At 67.0% G+C, this 22792-nt stretch carries 23 protein-coding genes; 6 read left to right on the top strand and 17 right to left on the bottom strand.

The window, feature by feature from the left end:
* Positions 1-250: 250 nt before the first annotated feature.
* Positions 251-631, top strand: a complete 381-nt coding sequence (locus tag ACWGRX_RS21545) for a hypothetical protein (protein ID WP_452119205.1) — start codon at positions 251-253, stop codon at positions 629-631.
* A gap of 14 nt (positions 632-645) precedes the next feature.
* Here ACWGRX_RS21545 and ACWGRX_RS21540 read toward each other — a convergent pair whose 3' ends face one another.
* From ACWGRX_RS21540 to ACWGRX_RS21515, 6 genes are all read right to left on the bottom strand, one after another.
* Positions 646-1512, bottom strand: a complete 867-nt coding sequence (locus ACWGRX_RS21540) for a CDP-alcohol phosphatidyltransferase family protein (RefSeq protein WP_452119204.1) — start codon at positions 1510-1512, stop codon at positions 646-648.
* Positions 1513-1646: 134 nt separating this feature from the next.
* The gene (locus ACWGRX_RS21535; RefSeq protein ID WP_452119203.1) at positions 1647-2387 is read right to left on the bottom strand and encodes a phosphatidylserine decarboxylase; all 741 of its coding nucleotides are present in this window, start codon (positions 2385-2387) and stop codon (positions 1647-1649) included.
* A 106-nt stretch (positions 2388-2493) separates the two neighbouring features.
* Positions 2494-4149: an FAD-binding dehydrogenase gene (locus ACWGRX_RS21530; protein WP_452119202.1), complete on the bottom strand. Its 1656-nt coding sequence runs from the start codon at positions 4147-4149 to the stop codon at positions 2494-2496.
* Between the two features lie 183 nt (positions 4150-4332).
* Positions 4333-5211, bottom strand: coding sequence for a tripartite tricarboxylate transporter substrate binding protein (locus ACWGRX_RS21525; protein WP_452119201.1), 879 nt, complete (start codon positions 5209-5211; stop codon positions 4333-4335).
* A gap of 245 nt (positions 5212-5456) precedes the next feature.
* Positions 5457-6218, bottom strand: coding sequence for an HpcH/HpaI aldolase family protein (locus tag ACWGRX_RS21520; RefSeq protein ID WP_452119200.1), 762 nt, complete (start codon positions 6216-6218; stop codon positions 5457-5459).
* 36 nt (positions 6219-6254) lie between these two features.
* The gene (locus ACWGRX_RS21515) at positions 6255-7364 is read right to left on the bottom strand and encodes an isocitrate/isopropylmalate dehydrogenase family protein (RefSeq protein ID WP_452119199.1); all 1110 of its coding nucleotides are present in this window, start codon (positions 7362-7364) and stop codon (positions 6255-6257) included.
* Between the two features lie 250 nt (positions 7365-7614).
* Between ACWGRX_RS21515 and ACWGRX_RS21510 the strand changes: the two genes are divergently transcribed.
* On the top strand, positions 7615-8277 hold the full coding sequence (locus tag ACWGRX_RS21510) for a GntR family transcriptional regulator (RefSeq protein ID WP_452119198.1): 663 nt from the start codon (positions 7615-7617) through the stop codon (positions 8275-8277).
* A 29-nt stretch (positions 8278-8306) separates the two neighbouring features.
* Here ACWGRX_RS21510 and ACWGRX_RS21505 read toward each other — a convergent pair whose 3' ends face one another.
* The 3 genes from ACWGRX_RS21505 to ACWGRX_RS21495 form a co-directional block, all read right to left on the bottom strand.
* Positions 8307-8810, bottom strand: coding sequence for a hypothetical protein (locus ACWGRX_RS21505; RefSeq protein WP_291636568.1), 504 nt, complete (start codon positions 8808-8810; stop codon positions 8307-8309).
* A 123-nt stretch (positions 8811-8933) separates the two neighbouring features.
* Positions 8934-10844, bottom strand: coding sequence for an ABCB family ABC transporter ATP-binding protein/permease (locus ACWGRX_RS21500; RefSeq protein WP_452119197.1), 1911 nt, complete (start codon positions 10842-10844; stop codon positions 8934-8936).
* Between the two features lie 95 nt (positions 10845-10939).
* Positions 10940-11563 (bottom strand): nucleoside triphosphate hydrolase, encoded by a 624-nt coding sequence (locus tag ACWGRX_RS21495; RefSeq protein ID WP_452119196.1) that lies wholly within the window; start codon positions 11561-11563, stop codon positions 10940-10942.
* 147 nt (positions 11564-11710) lie between these two features.
* Between ACWGRX_RS21495 and ACWGRX_RS21490 the strand changes: the two genes are divergently transcribed.
* Together ACWGRX_RS21490 and ACWGRX_RS21485 are read left to right on the top strand one after the other, a co-directional pair.
* Positions 11711-12064 (top strand): hypothetical protein, encoded by a 354-nt coding sequence (locus ACWGRX_RS21490; RefSeq protein WP_452119195.1) that lies wholly within the window; start codon positions 11711-11713, stop codon positions 12062-12064.
* Between the two features lie 325 nt (positions 12065-12389).
* Positions 12390-13598 carry a BaiN/RdsA family NAD(P)/FAD-dependent oxidoreductase gene (locus ACWGRX_RS21485; RefSeq protein WP_452119194.1) on the top strand — a complete coding sequence of 403 codons (1209 nt, stop codon included), beginning with the start codon at positions 12390-12392 and terminating at the stop codon, positions 13596-13598.
* A 152-nt stretch (positions 13599-13750) separates the two neighbouring features.
* Here the strand turns inward: ACWGRX_RS21485 and cimA are convergent, their stop codons facing one another.
* The 3 genes from cimA to cysS form a co-directional block, all read right to left on the bottom strand.
* Positions 13751-15346 carry a citramalate synthase gene (gene cimA / locus ACWGRX_RS21480; protein WP_452119193.1) on the bottom strand — a complete coding sequence of 532 codons (1596 nt, stop codon included), beginning with the start codon at positions 15344-15346 and terminating at the stop codon, positions 13751-13753.
* Between the two features lie 106 nt (positions 15347-15452).
* Positions 15453-15854, bottom strand: a complete 402-nt coding sequence (locus ACWGRX_RS21475; protein WP_452119296.1) for an endonuclease domain-containing protein — start codon at positions 15852-15854, stop codon at positions 15453-15455.
* 182 nt (positions 15855-16036) lie between these two features.
* Positions 16037-17506 (bottom strand): cysteine--tRNA ligase, encoded by a 1470-nt coding sequence (gene cysS, locus ACWGRX_RS21470; RefSeq protein WP_452119192.1) that lies wholly within the window; start codon positions 17504-17506, stop codon positions 16037-16039.
* A 396-nt stretch (positions 17507-17902) separates the two neighbouring features.
* Here cysS and ACWGRX_RS21465 point away from each other — a divergent pair, with 396 nt between their 5' ends.
* Both ACWGRX_RS21465 and ACWGRX_RS21460 read left to right on the top strand, forming a co-directional pair.
* Entirely contained in the window at positions 17903-18229 is a 327-nt protein-coding gene (locus ACWGRX_RS21465; RefSeq protein ID WP_291636552.1) for a hypothetical protein, read from the top strand.
* 88 nt (positions 18230-18317) lie between these two features.
* Positions 18318-18680, top strand: coding sequence for a hypothetical protein (locus ACWGRX_RS21460; protein WP_452119191.1), 363 nt, complete (start codon positions 18318-18320; stop codon positions 18678-18680).
* Between the two features lie 25 nt (positions 18681-18705).
* Here the strand turns inward: ACWGRX_RS21460 and ACWGRX_RS21455 are convergent, their stop codons facing one another.
* The 5 genes from ACWGRX_RS21455 to ACWGRX_RS21435 form a co-directional block, all read right to left on the bottom strand.
* Positions 18706-19224: a CreA family protein gene (locus tag ACWGRX_RS21455; RefSeq protein WP_452119190.1), complete on the bottom strand. Its 519-nt coding sequence runs from the start codon at positions 19222-19224 to the stop codon at positions 18706-18708.
* Positions 19225-19330: 106 nt separating this feature from the next.
* Positions 19331-19864, bottom strand: coding sequence for a DUF885 domain-containing protein (locus tag ACWGRX_RS21450; protein ID WP_452119189.1), 534 nt, complete (start codon positions 19862-19864; stop codon positions 19331-19333).
* Between the two features lie 38 nt (positions 19865-19902).
* On the bottom strand, positions 19903-20106 hold the full coding sequence (locus ACWGRX_RS21445; RefSeq protein WP_291636544.1) for a DUF2783 domain-containing protein: 204 nt from the start codon (positions 20104-20106) through the stop codon (positions 19903-19905).
* Positions 20103-21683 (bottom strand): FAD-dependent oxidoreductase, encoded by a 1581-nt coding sequence (locus tag ACWGRX_RS21440; RefSeq protein WP_452119188.1) that lies wholly within the window; start codon positions 21681-21683, stop codon positions 20103-20105. The genes ACWGRX_RS21445 and ACWGRX_RS21440 overlap by 4 nt, the downstream gene beginning before the upstream one ends.
* A gap of 14 nt (positions 21684-21697) precedes the next feature.
* Positions 21698-22654: an MBL fold metallo-hydrolase gene (locus tag ACWGRX_RS21435; RefSeq protein WP_291636540.1), complete on the bottom strand. Its 957-nt coding sequence runs from the start codon at positions 22652-22654 to the stop codon at positions 21698-21700.
* Between the last annotated feature and the right edge of the window lie 138 nt (positions 22655-22792).

Raw genomic sequence — 22792 nt, 5'->3', positions numbered from 1 at the left:
CGGATCCGGCCATGCAAGGCCCTCTCGATGGCTTTAGAACAATTTGGCGAAAGGGGGAATGCGACGGCGGGCCGATGCGCTGGACGCAATACAAGCGCCGGCGTCAAGCAGGTTTCATGCGAGTAACGCATATTTTACGGCCCCCGCCGCATTGCACAACGGATGCGGCACTGCCAAATTCGCCGGCTCGCGGCTCTGGCAGCCGCGCCAGCGCAGGCCCAGCGCTCGGTTCTCGCGGAGATATTCGAACATGGCGACATCGAAGAGGCGCTCGCACGCTGGCCAGGCGGAAACGCAGGCGCAGACGATCGTCTCGAAGATGATCACCATGCAGGCCGATGCCGGGCTGACGATCGCCATGCGACTGCCCATCCTGCTGCAGGGCGCCCTCGGAGACGCCAGGGGCCAGCGCGAGGCCAGCAAGGCCGTGGTCGAGAAGGTCTCGGCCGTGATGGAGAGCAGCTTCGCCATCGGCCATGCTGCGACCCTGTTCTGGCTGAACATGGCAGTGACGCCGCTGACCCCACGCGGGCTCGGCGAAGCCGCGGCCAAGGCGGCGCACAACACGCTCGAGCCGTTCTCGAAGCGCACCAGTGCCAATGCCAGCCGGTTGTCTGGCCGGCGCGGCTGAGAGCAAGTTGGAAACTAGCGTTCCGGCGTCTCGGACTGATCCGCCATCGCAACCGGCATCGCCGCCTCGGCAACCGGCTGCGGATTCGCGTCATGCTCGCGCTCGAGCTTGCGATAGCGCGCGACGCTGAGCGGAATCAGCCCGAGATAGGCGACGACGATCAGCGTCAGCATCTCGAAGGGATAGGCGAAGAGCAGGCCGGCGACGACGACGACCGCGACGAAGATCGGCAGAACCTGATCGCGCGGGACGCGGGTGCCGAGCGTCTTGCCCGCATAGCAGGGGATGCGCGAGATCGTCAGGAAGGCGATGAACAGAATGTAGAGGCCGACGAAGGGCGCGCCGTAATCCTGCACCGGCACGCCGATGAAATGAAGGTAGAGCGGCAGCATGGCGGTGATCGCACCGGCCGGGGCCGGCATGCCGACGAAGAAGTTCTTCTGCCATTCCGGGCGGTTGGGATCGTCGATCATGACGTTGAAGCGGGCGAGCCTGAGCGCCATGGCGCAGGCCAGCGTCAGCACCGCGATCCAGCCGAAGGACTTCAGGTCGTGCAGGACGAATATCCACAGCACATAGCCGGTGGCGACGCCGAAATTGACGAAATCGGAGAGAGAATCGAGCTCGGCGCCGAAGCGCGAAGTGCCCTTGAGCATGCGCGCCAGCCGTCCGTCGACGCCGTCGAGCGCCGCTGCGATCAGGATGCAGATCGTCGCCGTCTCGAGCTTGCCCTCGACCACCAGCCGCATCGCGGTCAGGCCCAGGCAGAGCGCCAGCAGGGTGATGACGTTCGGCGCCAGGAGCCGGAACGGGATCGGCTTGAAGCGCGCGCGCTTGGTCTCGACGCGCTCGGGTTCGAAAGGGGGGAAGAGATCGCTCATGCCAGCCGGAATACGCGGTTTTCAGGCGGCAGGCTAGGCGGGGTCCACACGCCATGCCCGGCCTGAGCCGAGCATCACCCTGCAAAATTTCCCGGGGCGAGCATCGCGCTCGCCCCAGGAAGGACGGCGCGGCCTCAGATCGCGCGGAACACGCGATCCGTGTCTTTGCCCGAGAAATCGACCAGCACGGTCTCGCCGGAGATCATGGTCTGGCCCTCGCTGACCAGCGGGGTGACGCCCTGCGGCAGGTAGACGTCGACGCGCGAGCCGAAGCGGATCAGGCCGAAGCGCTCGCCCGGGGCGAGTTCATCGCCCTCCTTGACGAAGGGCACGATGCGGCGGGCGACGAGACCGGCGATCTGGACGACGCCGACAATGCCGGCCTTGGTCTGGATAGCCAGCGCGTTGCGCTCATTATCCTCGCTCGCCTTGTCGAGCTCGGCATTGAGGAAAAGGCCCGGCGTATAGACCATCTTGGCGATCCGGCCCGCGACCGGGCTGCGGTTCACATGGCAGTCGAAGACGTTCATGAACACCGAGATGCGGGTCATCGGCTCGGCCGGAAGCTCGAGCTCGGGCGGCGGCAGGGCCGTGCCGATCTGGCTGACGCGGCCATCGGCCGGCGAAACCACCAGCCCCTCCCGCTGCGGCACGATGCGCACGGGATCGCGGAAGAAATAGCAGATCCACAGCGTGATCAGCGTGCCGAGCCAGCCGAAGGGCGCCCAGAGCTGGCCGAGCACCAGCGTCGCGACGGCGCCGATAGCGATGAAGATATAGCCTTCCTTGTGGATCGGCACGATCAGCTTGCGGACGGAATCGACGAGCGACATGGGTGGCATCCTGTTGGTCTTGCTGGCGCACCGCGCCGTCATGGCCTGTGCCTGCGCCGCCAGATCATGGCCGCTGGGCGAAGGAGGCTGTTTAGGGGCTCGCGAGCCGCGGGGAAAGAGGCATCGCTGACGCGGGCGGGATGGCGCCTCAGCCGACCGCCCTCGCCGCCGCCCTGCCGGCGTTTCGCCCCGAGAAGATGCAGCCGCCGAGGAAGGTCCCTTCCAGGGCGCGATAGCCATGCAACCCGCCGCCGCCGAAGCCAGCCGCCTCACCGGCAGCGTAGAGACCGGGCACCGGCGCTCCGTCTCCTCCGAGTACGCGGGAAGACAGATCGGTCATCAATCCGCCGAGGGATTTGCGCGTCAGGATGTTGAGCCGGACGGCGACGAGCGGACCGTGGGCGGGGTCGAGGATGCGGTGGGGCTTTGCCGTCCGGATCAGCCGGTCGCCGAGATAAGCGCGCGCGCCGCGCAGCGCCGTGACCTGGAGATCCTTGCCATAGGGGTTGTCGGCATCGCGGTCGCGGGCCTCGATCTGGGCGCGCAGATGGGCCTCGTCGATCAGCCCGGCGCCGCCAAGTGCGTTCATCCGGGCGACCAGGCGCGAGAAATCGCTCTCGACGATGAAGTCCTCGCCCTCGTCGAGGAAGGCCTGGACCGGCGACGGCATCCCGGCCCTCGCCCGCTGGATCACCTGACGCCAGCTCCTACCGGTAAGGTCGGGATTCTGCTCGGAGCCGGAGAGCGCGAATTCCTTGGCGACGATGCTGCGGCTCGCAACGAACCAGGAATGGTCGAAGCCGGTGCGGCGCAGATGCTCGAGCGTGCCGAGCGTGTCGAAGCCGGGAAAGAGCGGCACCGGCAGGCGGTTGCCGCGCGCATCGAACCAGAGCGAGGACGGGCCGGGCAGGATGCGGATCGCATGAGCCGGCCAGATCGGCGCCCAGTTGGCGATGCCTTCGACATAGTGCCACATCCGATCGCCATTGATCAGGCGGCCGCCGGCGCCTTCCGCAACGGCAAGCATGGCGCCGTCGACATGGGCCGGCACGCCCGAGAGCATCCGGGCCGGCGGCTCGCCGAGGCGGGCCGGCCAATTGCGCCGAACGAGCGCGTGATTCGCGCCGATACCGCCGGAGGCGACGATGACCGCCTGGGCCCTGATCGCGAAACTTCCCGTCACCGTGCGGGCGCTCGCCTGCCCGCGCTCGGCCGCGCTCTCCTCGAGAATCTCGCCCGCGACGCCGTCGACCGCGCCGGCACTGCGCGAGAGACCGGTGACACGATGGCGGAAGCGAAAGTCGACCAGCTCTTTCTTCTGCGCCTCGGCGACGCGGCGCAGGAAGGGGTCGAGGACGCCCGGCCCCGTGCCCCAGGTGACATGGAAGCGCGGCACCGAATTGCCATGGCCGGTCGCGAGATAGCCGCCGCGCTCGGCCCAGCCGACGACCGGGAACCAGCGCATGCCCTGCCGGTGCAGCCAGCTACGTTTCTCACCGGCGGCAAAATCGAGATAGGCTTCGGCCCAGGCCTTCGGCCAATGGTCCTCCTCGCGGTCGAAGCCGGCCGAGCCGAACCAGTCCTGCCGGGCAAGGTCGAGCGAATCCCGGATGCGCAGCCGGCGCTGCTCGGGCGAATCGATCAGGAACAGCCCGCCGAAGGACCAGTGCGCCTGGCCGCCGAGCGAGGCCTGCGGTTCCTGCTCGACGATGACGGTCCTGCGGCCGGCATCGGCGAGTTCGGCGGCAGCGACGAGGCCGGCGAGCCCGGCACCGACGATCACGACATCGGCGTCCTCGGCCATTTTCCCCCCTCGCCCACCCACGGCTTTCGCGCTTGCGCCGAGCTTGCCGAGAATTCGCGATGCCGCAAGGGCTGCAGGCAGCCGGCGGTACGGTTGGCCGCTCACGCACCGGGCCGACGCGGGAGTCGGCAGCTATGGCCGCACCCGATCAAGCGACCGGGCGCGGCCGGGAAAAATCCGCCACTAATCGATCTTTACGCCGACCTTGGCGACGATGCCCTGCCAGAGCTTGAGATCCTGCTTCAGCACCGCGGCCAGCTCCTCCGGCGTACTGGTGGCGGGATTGACGCCCATCGCAGTCAAGGCTGCACGCTCCTTCGGGTCATCGAGGATCTTGGTGATCTCCCGGTGCAACCGCGCGACGATCTCCGGCGGCGTACCGCGGACGGCGAACAGCCCGACCCAGAGCTCGGAGCCGTAGCCGGGAACCGTTTCGGCGACGGCCGGAATCTCCGGCGCGATGCCCAGGCGTTTCGTCGAGCTGACGCCGAGCGCCGTGAGCTTGCCTCCTTCCAGAAAGGACTGCACCGCCGGCATCGTGGCGAAGCCGAGCTCGATATGTCCGGCCACGAGATCGCTCATCAGCGACGAGACGCCGCGATAGGGCACGTGCACGAACTTCGTACCGGTCTCGAAGCCGAGCATCTCGACCAGGAGGTGGTTGACGGTACCGATTCCCGATGAGGCATACTGGATCTGATTGGGCTTCTCCTTAGCGAGGGCGAGCAGCTCGGGCATCGTTTTCGCCGGAAATTTCGGGTTGGCGACGAGGACATAGGGCGCCGTCGCCAACAGCGAGACCGGCACGAAATCCGCGACCGGATCGAATCCCGTGCTCCGATAGAGCGAGGGATTGATCGTGAGCGGGTTGTTGACGGAGACAAGCAGCGTGTATCCGTCCGGCTCGGCCCGCGCCGTCGATGCCGTGCCGATATTGCCGCCGGCGCCGGCCTTGTTCTCGACGACGAAGCGCTGCCCCATGTTTCGGCTGAGCCTATCGGCGATGAAGCGCGCCACGGCATCGTTCGTTCCGCCGGCAGCCTGGGCCACGACGAGTGTCACCGGGCGGTCCGGATAGTCTTTCGCTGCGGCGGAACCAGGCGCGGCCAGCACACAGAGGGCCGCTCCCAGCAGAGCGAGCATTTTTCGCATCGATTCCTCCCACGGTTTTCTTGCGAAACCCGTCCCGGGCAAGGCAAGCCCGAACCGGTACGGGTGGTCTTTGCGGCAAGGGTTCACCGTTCGCCGGAAGCGGTGTCCGTCGCTCGTTCATCGATATCTGCGTCGTCGCAGCGCCGCCGCAGCGCTCAGGCCAGGGCGCGCACAGCCGCGTTGACCTGGAGGAGCGCGCTGCGCAGGTGGCCGGTTTCCACACCGACGGCGACCAGCGTCGCGCCCTCGGCCAACCAGCCGCGGGCGCCCGCGATCCCCGGCGCAAAGACGGCGGCCGAGAGGCCACGCATCCGTGCTTCAGCGATCACCGCACGCATCCGGTCGAGCACGCTCGGATGGTCGATCTGACCGGGGACCCCGAGAGCGTGCGAGAGGTCGACGGGGCCAAGAAAGACACCATCCAATCCCGGCACCGCGATGATCTCGGCAAGATTGGCGAGCCCGGCCTTGCCCTCGATCATCAAGATGATCGCGGCCTCGGCATTGGCGCGGCCGAACCAGTCAGGCGCCCCGCCATAATCGGCGGCCCGCACCCAGGAATTGGCGCCCCGCGCACCATCCGGGGCGAAACGGGCGGCCGAAACCGCCATCCGCGCTTCTGCGACCGTCCCGATCTGCGGGACCAGGATGCCGGCCGCACCGGCATCCAGTGCCGCTCCGATCAGCGAGGCCTCGTTCCGCGCAACGCGCACGATCGGATAGATTCCCCTCGCGCGCGCCGCCAGGATCAGCCCGCCCAGTTCGTCGATTCCGTAGGGTCCGTGCTCCATATCGAGGATCACTGCATCGAAACCTGCCAGCGCGATGATCTCGACGGCTTCGACGCTACGCATGATCGAGAAGATGGCGAGCAGCGGCGCCTCGTCTCGCAACCGCTCCCGCAGAGGACGAAGCATGATTTCCTCCCTCGGACGACTGGCCTTGTTCGGGGGCTATTCGGCCGCGACCGACGTTTGCGATGCGAGGTTGGCGATGACGCGGCGCGTGACGTCCGAGGTCGTCGCCGAACCGCCAAGATCGCGGGTCAGCCCGCCCGGGCTCGCCATGGCCGCATCGACCGCCCGCTCGATCGCCGCCCCGCCCCTGATCAGACGCGGATCGCCGTGGCGCTCGCCGAGCCAAACCAGCATCGAAGAGGCCGAAAGGATCGTGCCATAGGGATTGGCGATGTTCTGCCCCGCTATGGTCGGAGCCGAGCCGTGAGCGGCCTGGAAAAAGCCGTTGTGGTCGCCGAGCTCGGAGGATGGCGACATACCCATGCTGCCGACGGTCACTGCGGCAAGATCCGAAATGATGTCACCGAACATGTTCTCGGTGACGATGACGTCGTAGAATTCCGGCCGCTCGACGAGATGGCAGGTCATCGCGTCGGCATAGGCATAGTCGGTTTCGACATCCGGGTAGTGCTCGGCGATCTCGTTGAAGACCTTTCGGAAGAAGGCATAGCTGCGCAGCACATTCGCCTTGTCGCACAAGGTGACCCGCCGCTTGCCGTCGCCGGGAGCTCCGTTGCGCTTGCGCGCAAGCTCGAATGCGAAGCGGGAAATGCGCTCGATGCCCTTGCGGGTGACGACGAGATTGTCGACCGCGATCTCGTCGCGCAGGATCGAGCCGCTGCCGCGGGCCGCATACATGCCCTCGGTGTTCTCTCGCACGATGACATAGTCGATATCGCCCGGCCTGCGATCACGCAGACGCGATTCCACGCCCGCACGAAGCTTGATCGGCCGGACATTTGCGTAGAGGTCGAGCCTGAACCTGGTTTGCAGACCGAACTCGATGCCCGTCTCCGTGCCGTCGGGATAGGTGACGCCCGGAATGCCGGTAGCGCCGTGCAGGATGGCGTGCGCCTTGCGGCAGCCCTCGAAACTCGCTTCGGGATAGGCGCTGCCTGAGCGGCGGTATTCCTCGGCCCCGGCGACATAGCTCCTGAAGTCGAAGACGCCCGAGAGTCCCGGCGTCGCCTTCACGACACTGAGAGCCGATTGGCAGACCTCCTCTCCGATCCCGTCTCCATCGACCACAGCGATCTCGTAGCGCATCGGATTCCCGTCCCTCTCCGGCGTTTGCAGCGACGACGAAACATCGACGCCGCTGCCGATGGAGGAACCGTAATCGGGCCATTCATGAATATCAACAAATATATTTGATAATATTCAATCGTGACCTACTGGCAGGACATCGCCCCTCGGCGCCCCGGTTCGGCACAGTCGGATGGACTGGCTTCCGTGATAGACCGGACAGCAGTGGGATTCGCCGACAGGGCGAGCGACTGCGTACGGAGGACGAGAGGTGGCTCGCGCGTCGGACACGGCTTACGCCGCCATCAAGGATCTGATTCAGCGTGGCGAGATTCCGCCGGGCCAGACGATCGACGAGTCGGCTACGGCCAAGACCCTCGGCATTTCCCGGACCCCCGTGCGCGAGGCGCTGCTGCGCCTGCAGGCCGAGCGCTTCGTCGAGATCGGCAAGGGCAAGGGCATCCGCGTCGCCCCCCTTTCGAGCAGCGACATGCGTGAGATGTATCAAGTCATCTCCGGGCTGGAGGTCGCGGCCGTGGCCCTGCTGACGCGTCGGCGACCGTCTCGTGATGACCTGGCCGAACTGGTCGACGAGACGCGGCGGATGGAGGCGGCGATCGTGGCCGACGACGTCGACGCCTGGGGCGAAGCCGACGAACGATTCCACCGCGCGCTGATGCGGCTTTCGGGAAACCGCAAGCTGCACGAAGTCGGCTGTCAGATGCGCGACTTCGTCCTGCGGGCTCACCGCATCGCCCTGCGCCTGCAGACGCCGGACTACCGCACCGCATCGACGGCCAATCATGCAAAGCTGATCGAGGCCCTTCTCGCCCCCGAGCACGCGTTCGCGACAGACGCCCATTACAATCAGCGGCTTCGCGGCGAGGAGGCTCTCGTCGGCGTCGTCGAGAAGTACCGGATCAACAGCCTCTAGATCGAGCGCCCGGCCGCGAGCGCAGGCTTTCAGACCGCGCGGGCCGCCGGCCGGTCATCGCGGAAACGCCTTGCGGCGAGCACGGTCAGCGCAAGGAAGAGCGCCAGTACGATGCCCTGGACGATGGCGAAGGGCGGTTCGGCCTGCGTCGGCGCCATGGCGTTCAACGCCGGCACTTTGAGGAAGAGCTGGGCGATCAGCACGAAGATCAGCAGGTAGAAGGAGAGCATGGCGGAGATGGCGTAGGTCCGCCTCCAGGCGCCTTCCAGGCCGCGGACATAGAGCGCGATGGCGGCGGCTGCGAGCAGCGCCAGCGAAATCGCCCCGACGATGTGCGAAGGCAGGACGCCGCTGAACGGAAACAGGAAGCCGGTGGCGCTGGTCGCGATCGCCGTCCACAGGAAGATCCCGTTCCAGGACCGGCTGAGCTGGCCTTTCAGCAATGCCGCCGCCGCCGGAAAGCCGGCGACGATGGCGATCAGGCTTAGCCAGGTGTGGAAGCCGACCAGCGTCGTCGGGTCGAGCGCGAACATTGCAGGCCCCCTCATTACGCAAGGGCAGTCTGCGCCCGCGCCTCGCGGGTGCCAAGCCGCTATTTCGAGCAGCCGGCCGCACGCCGGCAGGGCCGCCCCGGCCCGGCCGGGACGGCGCCGGCTTCAGTCCGTCAGGCTGACGCGGACGCTCTCGCCCTCCTCGGCGGTGGCGCGCTGCAGCGTCGCCTTGGCCTCGTCGACCTGACGCTGGCGGTTCCAGAGCGCGGCGTAGACACCATCGGCCACGAGCAGTTCGCGGTGATGGCCGCGCTCGACGATCTGCCCCTTGTCGAGCACGATGATCTCGTCGGCATTGATCACGGTCGAGAGCCGATGCGCGATCACCAGCGTGGTGCGGCCCTGGCTGACCCGGTCGAGCGCGTCCTGGATCTCCTTCTCGGTAAAGGAATCGAGCGCCGAGGTCGCCTCGTCGAGCACCAGCACCGGCGGTCCCTTCAGGATGGTGCGGGCGATGGCGACGCGCTGCTTCTCGCCGCCGGAGAGCTTGAGGCCGCGTTCGCCGACCGAGGTGGCATAGCCCTCGGGCAGCGTCCTGATGAAGCGATCGATCTGGGCGAGGCGGGCCGCCTCCTCGATCTCGGCTTGCGTCGCCTCGGGCCGGCCATAACGCAGATTGTACTCGATCGTGTCGTTGAACAGCACGGTGTCCTGCGGAACCATGCCGATCGCCGCCCGCAACGAGACCTGCTGGACATCGGCAATCGGCTGCCCGTCGATCAGGATGCGGCCCTTCTGCGGCTCGTAGAAGCGGAAGAGCAGCCGCGAGATCGTCGACTTGCCGGCGCCGGACGGGCCGACGATGGCGATGGTGCGGCCGGCCGGGACCGAGAAGGAGACCCCGCGCAGGATCGGCCGCTCCGGCACATAGGCGAAATGCACGTCCTCGAAGGTGACGGTCCCGGCCCGAATGGCGAGTGGCGGCGCGCCCGGCTTGTCCTGGATCTCCGGATCGCGGCCGATCAGGGCGAACATCTGCCCGATATCGAGCGTCGCCTGCTTGATCTCGCGATAGACCGTGCCCATGAAGTTCAGCGGGATATAGAGCTGGATCAGCATGGCGTTGATCAGCACGAAATCGCCGACCGTGTTGGTCCCGGCCTGGAAGCCGCGCACGCACATCACCATCGAGACGGTCAGGCCCGCAGCGAAGATCGCGGCCTGGCCGAAATTGAGCCAGGCGAGCGAGGTATAGGCCTTGATCGAATTGCGCTCATAGCGCGCCATCGAGACATCGTAGCGCGCCGTCTCGCGCGCCTCGGCGCCGAAATACTTCACCGTCTCGTAGTTGAGCAGCGAGTCGATCGCCTTGGCGTTGGCGTCGGTGTCGGATTCGTTCATCTGGGCGCGGATGGCGATACGCCATTCGGTCGCCTTGATGGTGTAGGCCATATAGCCGACGACCATGGCGACGAGCACCACGACATAACGCCAGTCGAACAGCCAGAGCAGCACGGCGATGATCAGCGTGACCTCGATGATCACGGGCACGAGCTGGTTGAGGCCGAGGCGCACCATCTCCTCGATGCCATTGCGGCCACGCTCCAGCACGCGGGTGAGCCCGCCGGTCTTGCGCTCGAGATGGAAGCGCAGCGAGAGATGATGGAGATGGCCGAAGGTCTGCAGCGCCAGCGTCCTGACCGCATGCATGAAGACCGGCGCGAAGATCGCATCGCGCAACTGCACGAAGGCCGCAGCACCGACCCTTGCCAGCCCGTAGATCACCGTCAGCGCCAGCGGCGCGCCGACCAGCCAGGGCAGCCAGGCTTCGAGCGTCGTCGGCGTCCCCGCGAGCGCGTCCGTCGCCCATTTGAAGGTGAAGGGCACGCCCATCAGCACGAGGCGGCCGACGACCAGCAGCGCGAAGGCGAGAACAACGCGCCGGCGCAGATCGGCCCGATCGGGCGGCCAGAGATAGGGCCAGAGCGCTCCGAAGGTCGCGAGGAAACCGGAGCCCGGCTGGAGTACGGCCGAACGTGCAAAGTTCGCCGGTGGCGGCGCGGCAGGCGGAGACATTGTCATTCTTCCAAATTGAAGCGCCGATATAGGCTAGTTTTCTCGCGATTGCAGGGGCCTGCGGAGCATGGCCGCCGGCCGAAAGCGCGCGGCGCTCAGGCCAGCGGCCCGGTATTGGCCCAGACGATGTCGGCGCGGCGGCTCGCATCCTGCACCAGCCGCGCATTCGGCAAGTCGTTCCCCTCCACCCAGGCCCGAGCCGCCTCCGGCGCCCGGCCATGCCCCGCCCAGCGCGCGAGGAGCCTGCGCTCCAGCTCTTCGAGCGGCACTGCGAGGAAGATCGTCAGGTCGAAGAGCGGTGCCAGCCGATTCCAGGGCGCACGGTCCAGCAGAAGGTAATTACCCTCCACCAGGACGATGCGGGTCCGGGCGGGGACCAGCGCCGCCCCGGCGCGGGCGAGTTCGAGCGCTCGGTCGAAGAGCGGCACCGCGACAGCCGCCTGGCCCGACCGAAGCCGCCGCAGACAGGTTTCGAGCCCCTCATAATCGAAGGTCTCCGGCGCGCCCTTGCGTTGCAGCAATCCGAGTTCGGCAAGGACGGCATTATCGAAATGGAAGCCGTCCATCGGCACGACGGCCGTCTCCGGCAGCAACTGCGCGAGCCGGCCGGCAATTTCCGACTTGCCGGCAGCGGGCGGGCCGGCCAGCGCAACCAGGATGCGACCGCTCCCCTCTGCCCGTCCGGCGATCAAAGCCGCGATGCGCGCAATCTCACTCATCGCCATGCCATCCCGCTATCCCTCTCACCTCGGCCGCCGCCGGCCACAGGCGATGCCTTGTTCTGGCGCCGATGGGGCCTTGTTCTCGTCGCAAGGGCAATGCCAGATTGCCAGGCCTGCCAAGGCTGAGATCGAGGACGAACGCCCATGAACCTTCGCCATGTCTTGAACCTGCGCCAAATCCTGCCTGTCGCCGGCGCGCTTGCGCTTCTGCCCACCCTGCCCGCGCTCGCGCAATCAGCCCGCCCGCCGGCGCAGATCAAGATCACGAACGCCCGCAGCGTTCCGCTCGATTCGCTGGAGATCACGACGACGGGCGAGCAGGCCCGGCTCGTGGCCAAGCTCACCAAGCCGCTCGCGCCCGGCAAGAGCGTCTCGCTGAAGCTCAACAAGCCCTCGGGCTGCAGCTATTACCTGCTCGGCAAGTTCAGCGACGATGTCGAAAGCGACAATGACGGCGTCGATCTCTGCAAGGAAAGATCGCTGCGCCTGACGGATTGACCAGCGAGCCGAGGTCATCGCCGACGGCCCGGGCTTGCGGACGGCGGCCGGTCCTGGACGCGCGAAGGCTCGCTGGAAAGCGCGGGCCTTCACGACGCCTCGGGAGGCACGCTGCAGTGACTGCCGGTGCGAGGTTTTGCGCCGCTCCGGCGTTCCGTCCTGGGTGCCTCGCCGGTTCCGCACCCCGATAGGTCGTCCTTCGCTTGCCGCCGCCAGGGCTTTCGCGCGCAGCTTCCCCGGTTGAACGAGGAGACCGGATCATCTACCCCGAGGCCGGGCGCGGCAGGATGGCCGTCAGGGCGGTTTCCGGGGCCAGCAATACGCGATGACGACAGAGCGTTTCGACACTGTCATCCTGGGCGCAGGTGCGGCCGGCATGATGTGCGCGATCCACGCCGCGGCGCGCGGCGGACGCGTCCTGATCCTCGATCATGCCAAGGCCCCCGGCGAGAAGATCCGCATTTCCGGCGGCGGCCGCTGCAACTTCACCAATATCGGGACGAGCGCGCGGAACTTCCTGTCGGGCAATCCGCATTTCGCAAAATCCGCGCTGAGCCGTTACACGCAGCATGATTTCGTCGCGCTCGTCGAGAAGCACGGCATCGCCTATCACGAGAAGACGCTCGGGCAGCTCTTCTGCGACCATTCCGCCAAGGACATCATCGCGATGCTGACCGGCGAGATGGCGCGCGCCGGCTGCGAACTGCGCCTCGGAACGACGCTGGAAAGCCTGGAGCGCAGAACTGACGGCTTTGCGCTCAGGCTCGGCGGTGATGGCGCCGGGGCGATCCGCTGCCAGCATTTCGTCGTGGCGTCCGGCGGAAAATCCATCCCGAGAATGGGCGCATCCGGTCTCGGCTACCAGATCGCCGGCCAGTTCGGCCTGGCGCTGACGGAGACGCGCCCGGCACTGGTGCCGCTGACCTTCGGCGACGAGGTTCTCGCCGGCTTCCGCGAGCTTGCCGGCCTCGCCGCCGAGGCGCGGGTCTCCTGCGGCAAGACCGCGTTCGACGAGGCGCTGCTGTTCACCCATCGCGGCCTGTCCGGCCCCGCCATCCTGCAGATCTCCTCCTACTGGCGCGAAAAGCAGCCGATCAGCATCGCCTTCCTGCCGACACAGGACGTCTTCGCCATGCTCCGCGCCTCCAGACAGGAAAACGGCCGCAGGAGCATCGCCAATGCGCTCGGCGAGATCCTGCCGAAGCGCCTCGCATCCTATCTCGCGGAGAACCATGGCTGGGCCGGGCCGATAGGCGATGCGAGCGACAAGAAGCTCGCGGCGGTCGCCTCGACCATCCAGGGCTGGGAGGTGATGCCGATCGGATCGGAAGGCTACCGGACCGCGGAGGTGACGCTCGGCGGCGTCGACACCGCCGGGCTCAACTCGCGGACGATGGAGGCCAAGGCGGTCGATGGGCTCTACTTCATCGGCGAAGTGGTCGATGTCACCGGCTGGCTCGGCGGCTACAATTTCCAATGGGCCTGGTCGTCCGGCTGGGCGGCCGGGACCGCCATCGCCGAACGCGCTGCCTGAACCGCCACGCTGCGGCGATCCAGGCAGCGGCGATCTCCTCGCCCGGCATCTGTAGCATCGGACCGAAGGTGGAATCCACTTTTTCGGATAAATCCGATGCGATACCAATGAAATAGATCACCGTGACCGCGTCCGAACGGATGTGCCGCGATCTAGGCCGTCGCGCCCTCGCGCATCAGCTTGTAGACGATCGAGTCGGTCAGCGCCTGGAACGAGGCGTCGATGATGTTGGCGCTGACCCCAACCGTGGTCCAGCGCTCGCCGCGCTCATCCGCCGATTCGATCAGCACGCGGGTCACGGCGTCCGTACCCCCCTGGAAGATGCGGACCTTGTAGTCGACGAGGCGCAAGCCCTCGATCAGCGACTGGTAGCGGCCGAGATCCTTGCGCAGCGCGATGTCGAGTGCGTTGACCGGGCCGGAATCGCCCTCCGCCGCTGAGATCAGCACCTCCTCGCCGACCTTCACCTTCACGATCGCCTCCGAGAAGGTGACGAGCTCGCCGAGCGCATTGTGCCGGCGCTCGACATTCACCGCGAAGCGCTCGACCCCGAAGAATTCCGGGACCTCGCCGAGGATGCGGCGCACCAGCAGGTAGAAGGAGGCATCGGCCCCCTCGAAGGCATAGCCCTGCGCCTCCTTGTCCTTCAGCTCCTCGAGCACCCGCGAAAGCCGCGGGTCGTCGCGAGCGATCGTGACGCCGACGCGTTCGAGTTCGGCCAGCAGGTTGGACTTGCCGCCCTGGTTGGAGACCAGGACCTTGCGGCTGTTGCCGACGGCTTCCGGCGCGACATGCTCATAGGTGCGCGGGTCCTTCAGCACGGCCGAGGCGTGGATACCGGCCTTGGTGGCGAAGGCGGATGAACCGACGAAGGGCGCGTGGCGGTTCGGGGCGCGGTTCAGCATCTCGTCGAGCGCCCGCGAGACATGAGTGAGCTCGCCGAGGCGCTCATCCGCGACGCCGATCGAAAAGCGCTCGCGATAGCGCTCCTTCAGCTTCAGCGTGCCGATCAGGGTCACGAGATTGGCGTTGCCGCAACGCTCGCCGAGTCCGTTCAGTGTGCCCTGGATCTGGCGGGCACCGGCCTCGACGGCCGCGAGCGAGTTGGCGACGGCACAGCCGCAATCGTCATGGGCGTGGATGCCGAGGCTTTCGCCCGGCACGACCTTCGCCACCGCGGCGACGATCGCACCGATCTCATCCGGCAGGGTGCCGCCATTGGTGTCGCAGAGCACGACCCAGCGGGCCCCGGCCTCATAGGCGGTGCGGGCGCAGGCCAGCGCGTATTCTGGATTAGCCTTGTAGCCGTCGAAGAAGTGCTCACAGTCGAGCATCACCTCGCGCCCGGCCGCCTTTGCCGCCGCGACACTCTCGGCGATGCCGGCGAGGTTCTCCTCCAGCGGGATCTCGAGCGCGACATGGACATGGTAGTCCCAGCTCTTGGCGACGAAGACGATGGCGTCGGCCTTTGCTTCGAGCAGCGCGGCGATGCCAGGGTCGTTGGCGGCCGAGCGCCCTGCCCGCTTGGTCATGCCGAAGGCGGCGAATTTCGCCTGCCGCGTCGGCTTCTGCTCGAAGAAGGCGGTGTCGAGCGGGTTCGCGCCGGGATAGCCGCCCTCGACATAATCGATACCGAGCTTGTCGAGCATCACCGCGATCGCGCGCTTGTCGTCCAGCGAGAAGTCGACGCCGGTTGTCTGGGCGCCGTCGCGCAGCGTCGTGTCGAAGAGATGGACGCGGGCGCTCATCGCCGGGCTCGCAGGCGATAACGCAGCAGCTTCGGCATCACCATGGCGAGCATGACGAGCTTCATCGCGATCGAAAGCGAGCCGGCGGGGCGAATGCGGGGCGGGTTCATGCGCTTCTTCCTTCTTCTTGGTTCAATGATGTGTCCGGCCGCGTTGCCTCAGCGATCTCCGGCTCGTGGATAGTGGCGCCATCGAGATCGTGCCAGAGCGTGTCCCTGACCTCGTCGGGGCGCAGCAGGATGTCGGCATTCCAGAAGCGGCGGACGCGAAATCCCTGAGCAATCAGCCAGGCGTCGCGAGCCGCGTCATAGGCGCTTTTGGCGTGCTGACCACCATCGACCTCAACGATCAATCGCTTGGCCGGGCAGACGAAATCGACGATGTAGCGCCCGATCTGCACCTGCCGACGGAACTTGAAGCCGCTGAATCGGCGGTCCCGCAGCAGATGCCAGAGTTTCCGCTCCGTCTCCGTCGGCTCCCTGCGCATGGTCCGCGCGCGCTTCGTCAGGGTCTCCCGTGAAGCAGGCGCACGCTCCCCTTCTCCCCCTGCGGGAGAAGGTGGCCGGGCAGCGGCCGGATGAGGGGTCGCGCTGCCCTCTCCGGCCTGCACCTCTCGGGGCCAGCGATCAGCGTCGCGAGACCCCTCACCCCAACCCTCTCCCGCAGGGGGAGAGGGAGTGCGGGCGCGGTTCACCGCTTCAGGTCCCAGGTCGTGATCGCCTCGCCTGTCGCCGGGTCCTTGCCGTCCTTGAGGGCGATGCCCATGGCGGCGAGCTCGTCGCGGATGCGATCGGATTCGGCGAAATTCTTGGCGCGGCGTGCGTCGAGACGGGCGGCGATCAAGCCGTCCACCTTCGCACGCAGCGCGGGATCGATCGTGCTGGCGGCGATCGCGGGGAGCGCGATGCCGAGCAGATCGAGGCTCGCCTTCAGGCCCGCGAAGTCACCAGCCTTGCGCAAGGCGTGCAGCTCCGCGAGCACCTGGGAGGTGTTGAGATCGTCCGACAGGGCATCGAGCACGGCAGGGGAGACCTCGCCGGCCGCGCTGTCACCGACAGCCGCAGCCCAGTCGAGAAGCGTCTTCTCCGCCTCCTCCAGCGCCTTCACCGTCCAGTCGATCGGCTGGCGATAATGGGTACGCAGCATGGCGAGGCGCAGCACTTCGCCCGGCCAGGTGCGGCCGCCGAATTTCTCCGTCGCCAGAAGCTCGTTGATGGTGACGAAGTTGCCGAGCGATTTCGACATCTTCTCGCCTTCGACCTGCAGGAAGCCGTTGTGCATCCAGTAGTTCGCCATCAGCGGCGCGCCGCCCTCCCCGCCGAAGGCGCAGCAGGACTGCGCCAGCTCGTTCTCGTGATGCGGGAAGACGAGGTCGATGCCACCGCCATGGATGTCGAAGACGTTCCTGGCGGGATCATCGCAGGAGAGGCCGCCGCCGAAGGGCTCGAGCAGCGCCTTCATCGACATGGCCGAGCATTCGATATGCCAGCCGGGACGGCCCGGCGTCGCGATGCCGGCCGGCGACGGCCAGCCGGGATCGACGCCCTCGCGGCTCGGTTTCCAGAGCACGAAATCCATCGGGTCGCGCTTATAGGGTGCGACATCAACGCGGGCGCCGGAGATCATCTCGTCGAGCGAGCGGCGGGCGAGCGAGCCATAGCGCGGCGCCTGCTTCATGCCGGCGACTGCCGGAACATGGAACAGCACATGCTCCTCGGCGACATAGGCGACGCCGCGGGCGATCAGCCGCTCGATGATCGCCTTCATCTCCTCGATATGGCCGGTGGCACGGGGCTCCTCATCGGGCCGCAGATTGCCGAGGGCGTCGACATCGGCGTGGAACTGCGCCGTCGTCGTCTCGGTCACCTTGGCGATCGCCTGGTTCAGAGGCAGGCCCGGATAGTCGCGGGCGGCCCGCGCATTGATCTTGTCGTCGACGTCGGTGAGGTTGCGGGCATAGCGCACATGGGCTTCGCCATACAGATGCCGCAGCAGCCGGTAGAGCACGTCGAAGACGATGACCGGCCGGGCATTGCCGATATGGGCGTAGTCATAGACCGTGGGGCCGCAGGCATACATGCGGACATTTGCCGGATCGACCGGGGCGAAAGCCTCCTTGGTCCGCGTCAGCGTGTTGTGGAGCCTGAGATTGGGCTGCATCGATCCGGTATCCTAGCGAAAAGGCGACAAAGAAGGCGTATCCAGGCCGCTGGCCGGGGCGCTGTCTGTCTTTTCGTTGGGACGAGGACGTGAGCAGCCGGCCAGCGAAAGCTAGCGGCAAATAATGCAGATAATGGCGAGGGCTCGCGTCATCATGCTCGTGAATGCCTGCGGCGTGCGCTTACGTCAAGTGGCAGCGCTGCAACGCTCCTGCGCCGAAGTGCCGCTCGCAGCCCCCTGTCCAGCGATTCCGGCTCTGGCTGCCGCAATCCCGCCACAAGCGCCCTCCCCTTGTGCGCTGCAACAAAGTTGACCGCACTTCACCGTATTTTAAGCATTCGGAACCAAGCTGTGATGTCGAAGGTTCAGAGCTCTTCGAAGCTCAGGGAAAATATCATGCGCCGCGCAGTGGCTCTGGTCGGTTTGTTCGGCATCATCGGAGCTGGGCTCTCGCTCGCCGTGGTTCCCACCTCCGGCACCGTCGCCGCCCCCAAGCCCGAGCGCACCTATCTGATCCCCGCCAGCGACGGCTATGGCGTCGCCGACTGCATCGCCAGCAAGGCCGAATGCGGCCAGATCGTCGCCAATGCCTGGTGCGAAGCGCAGGGCCACCGTATCGCCAAGGCCTATGGCGTGGCCTCGGCCGAGGATTTCACCGGCGCGGTCAGGGCCTCGACCCAAAGCGAGACCGAGCGGCCGCTCGTCATCACCTGCGGGCACTGACCCCTCCGGGCGAGTTTTCCCCAGAGCGAGGCAAGCGCTAACCTGAGCGGCCGCGGATCGACCGAGGCCGTAGCAGGGAGCGTCGGCCATGCCTCATTCAGCACTGACCCATCCGGCACTCGTCGCCGGCTTCATTCTGGCGAGCCTCCTGCCCGCCCTGGCATTCGAGGGCCGCTACCGTACGCCGGCCAACAGCATGACGATCCGCTCGACGGGCTCTGGCCTGTTCAAGGTCGATGCCGAGATATCAAGCAGTCGCTGCGTCGGCGAGATCTCCGCACGCGGCGGCCTTCAGGGCAACCGGCTCGTCGCCGAAGCGAAAGAGGATGGCGAGGTCTGCCGGCTGGAAATCCGCCGCAAGGGCCGCGGCATCGAGGTGTCCGAAAGCGGCCACTGCTCGCTCTTCCACGGCGCCAATTGCAACTATGTCGGCACCTATACGCCGCGCTAGAGGTCGCTGTTCAACCGCACCCTCCTCAGCGCACCCATTCGGCGCATTTCGCGACTTCGCCCATGCCGCCCCAGGGCATGATCGGCACGCTCGAGGTCGAGTTCTGCGGCGAGCCGTCGATCAGCTTGTCGGTGTAGACCATGTAGATCAGCACGTTGCGCTTGACGTCGCAGCCGCGCACGATCTGCATCTTCTTCCAGATCAACGAGCGGCGCTCTCGGAAGACGACATCGCCCTGCGAGAATTTTTCCTTGAACTTGATCGGGCCGATCTGGCGGCAGGAGAGCGAGACGTCGGAGACCTCCTCGGCGACGCCGAACATGCCGGAGACGCCGCCCTTCTCGGGCACGGTGTAGTGGCAGGCGACGCCCTCGACCACGGGATCGTCGACGCCGTAGACCGCCAGCTTGTCGTCCGGCGTCATCATCTTCCAGACCGTCGACTTGCGGAAAATCAGGTCCTCCTGGGCCTGGGCCGGGGCAAGCGCGGCGCCTCCGAGGGCGAACGCGGCCAGCACGGACAGGACATGACGACGAAACCGCATTCACAATTCTCCCGACTCTGCATCGCCCGAAGGCCGACAGGATATGGGATGGCCCGGGGTTTCGCGCCAGTGCAACGTGCCAGGCAGGCTCGCGCAGGCGCGGCTTTCAGACCGCCAGCGGCTTGAAGGCGAGATAGGCGGCGACGATCGCTCCGACCACGCCGAGCGCGAACAGCACGAGCTTGATGCGCGTGAAGCCGCTCGCGAAGGCGACCGTACCCTCCTCGACCCTCGGATAGCGGTCGAGCAGACGAGCGACGGCGAGGTTCTCGGCAATGTCGCAGAGCCCGCCGAAGAGCCAGCCACCACCACACAGAGCCGCCACCCACCAGGGATAGCCGCGCATCGACAGGCCGGCGATGAGGACGCCGCCGACGATCGCATAGGTCAGGGCGACAGCCGCATCGGCCGGCAGAAGCTTGTAACGATAGGCGGCGCGGAGCCGCTCGCCATAGGCGGCGAAGAGCTTTTCGACATCGTCCTTGCTGAAGCCGTCCCAGTCGCTCTCCAAAGCGCGGGCGACGCCGAGCCTGCGGGCCCAGAGCCCGACCAGCCAGAACAGCAGCATCACCAGCGCCGGCCCCCAGAAGAAGAAGGCGAGCGGGATCAGCGTCGGGTAGAAGGGCGCGAGATCGTCCATCTGGCGGCAGGCTCCAGAATCCATGGTCCGGGACGAGGTTACCGTGCTTGCCGCGCCAGCGCCACGGCCTCGCGCAGCAGGGCGAGGTCGCCGAGCTGGTTGGCGAGGATCAGCACCAGCCGCGCATTCAGCGCAGCGCTCTCCCGTTCGTCGAGATCGCGATGCGCCTCGGCCAGCAGGCGATAGGCGGCATCGGGATCGGCGAAGCGGGCTTCGCGCGCAAGAGCGACGGGCTCGGTCATGAAGCGCGGCCCTCCAGCCTTTCGATGGCGATGGCAATCTCGGCCGGGCTCGCCTGATGGAACCGGGCCGCAACATGACCGTCCGGCCGCAGGAGGACGGCATCGCCGGGTGCGAGCGCATAGCGCCGCCTGAGGATATCGCTCGTATCCGCAGCCGGCTCGACCGCGACCACTCCCGGCGGGGCGAGGCGCGAGGTCCCCTCGCCAATGATCACGGGCCTGCCCGACCGCAGCGCCTCGCTCAGCCAGGCAGCGCCCTCTGCCCGGCCGGACAGCGGCGCATCGAGGAACGGGGCTCCCGGCGGCAGGCCTCCCTCCCAGTCGGAATCCGGCGTCGAGAGCGGCGAATCCGCATAGGCACTCGGCAAGGAGAGCCGGCCGGAATTGACGAAACGCTGGGCGAAGGGAGCGAGCGGCGCCAGCGACAGGGCGGCAGCGCGCAGCAGACGCTCGCCGGGCGAGCGCGGCGCGATGAAATCGGTCGCACGCGTCGAGTTCAGAATGTTTTCGTCGGCGGCCGCGCCACGCTCGCCATCATAGCTTTCGAGCAGCGAAACCGGGCTCCTGCCCTGCAGGACGAGCGCCAGCTTCCAGCCGAGATTGTCGGCGTCCTGGATGCCGGAATTGGCGCCGCGGGCGCCGAAGGGCGAGACCTGATGAGCGGCGTCGCCGGCGAAGATCACGCGCCCGTGCAGGAAACGGTCGAGCCGGCGGCACTGGAAGCGATAGACCGAGACCCATTCCAAGGCGAACTCGGCATGGCCGAGCATGCGCTCGATCCGGGGCCGCACGATCTCCGGGCGCTTCTCATGCTCGGGATCGGCATCGGGGCTGAGCTGCAGGTCGATGCGCCAGACATCGTCCGGCTGCTTGTGCAGCAAGGCCGACTGGCCGGAATGGAAAGGCGGATCGAACCAGAACCAGCGCTCGGTCGGGAACGGCGCCTGCATCTTCACATCGGCGATCAGGAAGCGGTCCTCGAAAGCCTCGCCACGAAACTCCAGGCCGAGCATGTCGCGGCTCGGCGAGCGGGCGCCGTCACAGGCGATCAGCCAGTCGGCGTGAAGCGAATAGTTCCCGTCCGGCGTGGCGATGGTGAGCGCGACTCCGTCGTCGCGGTTGGCGAGTCCGGCCAGCCGGTTGCTCCAGCGCAGATCGACCAAAGGCTCGGCGAGCACGGCGTCGACCAGCGCCGCTTCGACATGGAACTGCTGGAGGTTGATGAAGGCAGGCTGCTTGTGGCCGCCCTCGGGCAGGAGATCGAACTCGTAGAGCCCAGCATCGCCACGGAAGACCTTGCCCTTCTGCCAGGTGACGCCCTTCTCGACCATCGCCTGCGCGAGGCCGAGCCTGTCGAAGATCTCGAGCGTGCGCTTGGCGAAGCAGATCGCGCGCGAACCCTCGCCAATCCGGTCGGCATCATCGATCAGCACGACCGGCACGGCGCGGCGCGCGAGGTCGAGCGCCAGGGTCAGCCCGACCGGGCCCGCCCCCACCACGACCACCGGGCGCTTCACCGGCATGGCCGCGTCCTGGTCAGGACTGCGGCGATAGGCGAATTGGCGGAAGGGCTGCATCGGCCCCTCGCGCCCTAGCCCCGCAGGTCCAGCCACATCTGGCGGTCGCGCTCGTCGGTCCAGATCCGTGGGTGATCGAGGCCGCCGGCCTCGTCATAGGCGCGGGTGACGTTGAAGGGCAGACAGTGCTCGAAGATCACCCAGTCGCCATAGGCCGGCTTCAAGGCCTCGTGCACGCGTTCGAAGGTCTCGCGCAGCGAGCGGCCGGCCGCGACATGGTCCCTGACCGCCTCGAAGAGATCGGAGAGGAAGGCGCGGGTGCCCTTGATGCCGTCCGCCACCATCGCCCGGTTGGTCAGGGCGGCACCGCGGCCCGGCACCATGGCAGCCGGCGCGAAGCTCGCCAGCGCATCGAGCGTCGCCGGCCAGTCGGTGAAATGCGCATCGCCGCAATAGGGCGTCGCGCCGTATTCGACGAGGTCGCCGGCGAAGATCACATTGGTGTCCGGCATCCAGGCGACGATGTCGCCGGCGGTATGGCCACGCCCGAGCTTCATCAGGCGGACCTCGCGCGAGCCCAGCCAGATCGAGGCATTATGCGAGAAGGTCGTGGTCGGCCAGGTCAGGCCAGGGCGGATCGAGTCGGCGCCCTGGAAGAGCCGCGGGAAGCGGCCGATCTCGCTCGCCTTGTCCTCCTCGCCGCGCTCGACGATCATCGCTCGCGCCGCATCCGAGCAGACGATCTCGCGGGCGCCATAAGCCGGCGCGCCGAGCACGCGGACCGCGTGGTAGTGCGAGAGCACGACATGGCTGACCGGCTTGTCGGTGACCTCGCGCACTTTCGCGATGACGCGCTCGGCCATGGCCGGCGTCGCCTGCGCGTCGAAAACGAGCACGCTGTCGTCGCCGACGACGATGCCGCTATTGGGGTCGCCCTCGGCTGTATAGGCGTAGACCCCCTTGCCGATCTCGTCGAAGGAGACGGTCTTCTCGCCGAGATCGGCGGTGGAGGCGAAAGCGGGGGAGGACATCGTCAGGACCTTTCAGACTTTTTCTGGTGCGCGTTGCGCTCGTTCGAAATGACTTCGTCATCCCGGACAAGCCGCGAAGCGGCGCAGATCCAGGATCCATCATAAGGCTCCGTCTCCCACCGATGGGTCCCGGGACAA

This window comes from Allobosea sp. NPDC055594, assembly GCF_053618995.1.
Note: the sequence above shows the minus strand (reverse complement) of the source record. Positions and strands in the feature narration are given on the sequence as shown.

Coding starts and splice junctions, on each gene's coding strand:
- ACWGRX_RS21545 (WP_452119205.1), top strand. CDS start 251: ATGGCGACATCGAAGAGGCGCTCGCACGCTGGCCAGGCGGAAACGCAG.
- ACWGRX_RS21540 (WP_452119204.1), bottom strand. CDS start 1,512: ATGAGCGATCTCTTCCCCCCTTTCGAACCCGAGCGCGTCGAGACCAAG.
- ACWGRX_RS21535 (WP_452119203.1), bottom strand. CDS start 2,387: ATGACGGCGCGGTGCGCCAGCAAGACCAACAGGATGCCACCCATGTCG.
- ACWGRX_RS21530 (WP_452119202.1), bottom strand. CDS start 4,149: ATGGCCGAGGACGCCGATGTCGTGATCGTCGGTGCCGGGCTCGCCGGC.
- ACWGRX_RS21520 (WP_452119200.1), bottom strand. CDS start 6,218: ATGCTTCGTCCTCTGCGGGAGCGGTTGCGAGACGAGGCGCCGCTGCTC.
- ACWGRX_RS21515 (WP_452119199.1), bottom strand. CDS start 7,364: ATGCGCTACGAGATCGCTGTGGTCGATGGAGACGGGATCGGAGAGGAG.
- ACWGRX_RS21505 (WP_291636568.1), bottom strand. CDS start 8,810: ATGTTCGCGCTCGACCCGACGACGCTGGTCGGCTTCCACACCTGGCTA.
- ACWGRX_RS21500 (WP_452119197.1), bottom strand. CDS start 10,844: ATGTCTCCGCCTGCCGCGCCGCCACCGGCGAACTTTGCACGTTCGGCC.
- ACWGRX_RS21495 (WP_452119196.1), bottom strand. CDS start 11,563: ATGAGTGAGATTGCGCGCATCGCGGCTTTGATCGCCGGACGGGCAGAG.
- ACWGRX_RS21490 (WP_452119195.1), top strand. CDS start 11,711: ATGAACCTTCGCCATGTCTTGAACCTGCGCCAAATCCTGCCTGTCGCC.
- ACWGRX_RS21485 (WP_452119194.1), top strand. CDS start 12,390: ATGACGACAGAGCGTTTCGACACTGTCATCCTGGGCGCAGGTGCGGCC.
- cimA (WP_452119193.1), bottom strand. CDS start 15,346: ATGAGCGCCCGCGTCCATCTCTTCGACACGACGCTGCGCGACGGCGCC.
- cysS (WP_452119192.1), bottom strand. CDS start 17,506: ATGCAGCCCAATCTCAGGCTCCACAACACGCTGACGCGGACCAAGGAG.
- ACWGRX_RS21465 (WP_291636552.1), top strand. CDS start 17,903: ATGCGCCGCGCAGTGGCTCTGGTCGGTTTGTTCGGCATCATCGGAGCT.
- ACWGRX_RS21460 (WP_452119191.1), top strand. CDS start 18,318: ATGCCTCATTCAGCACTGACCCATCCGGCACTCGTCGCCGGCTTCATT.
- ACWGRX_RS21455 (WP_452119190.1), bottom strand. CDS start 19,224: ATGCGGTTTCGTCGTCATGTCCTGTCCGTGCTGGCCGCGTTCGCCCTC.
- ACWGRX_RS21450 (WP_452119189.1), bottom strand. CDS start 19,864: ATGGACGATCTCGCGCCCTTCTACCCGACGCTGATCCCGCTCGCCTTC.
- ACWGRX_RS21445 (WP_291636544.1), bottom strand. CDS start 20,106: ATGACCGAGCCCGTCGCTCTTGCGCGCGAAGCCCGCTTCGCCGATCCC.
- ACWGRX_RS21440 (WP_452119188.1), bottom strand. CDS start 21,683: ATGCAGCCCTTCCGCCAATTCGCCTATCGCCGCAGTCCTGACCAGGAC.
- ACWGRX_RS21435 (WP_291636540.1), bottom strand. CDS start 22,654: ATGTCCTCCCCCGCTTTCGCCTCCACCGCCGATCTCGGCGAGAAGACC.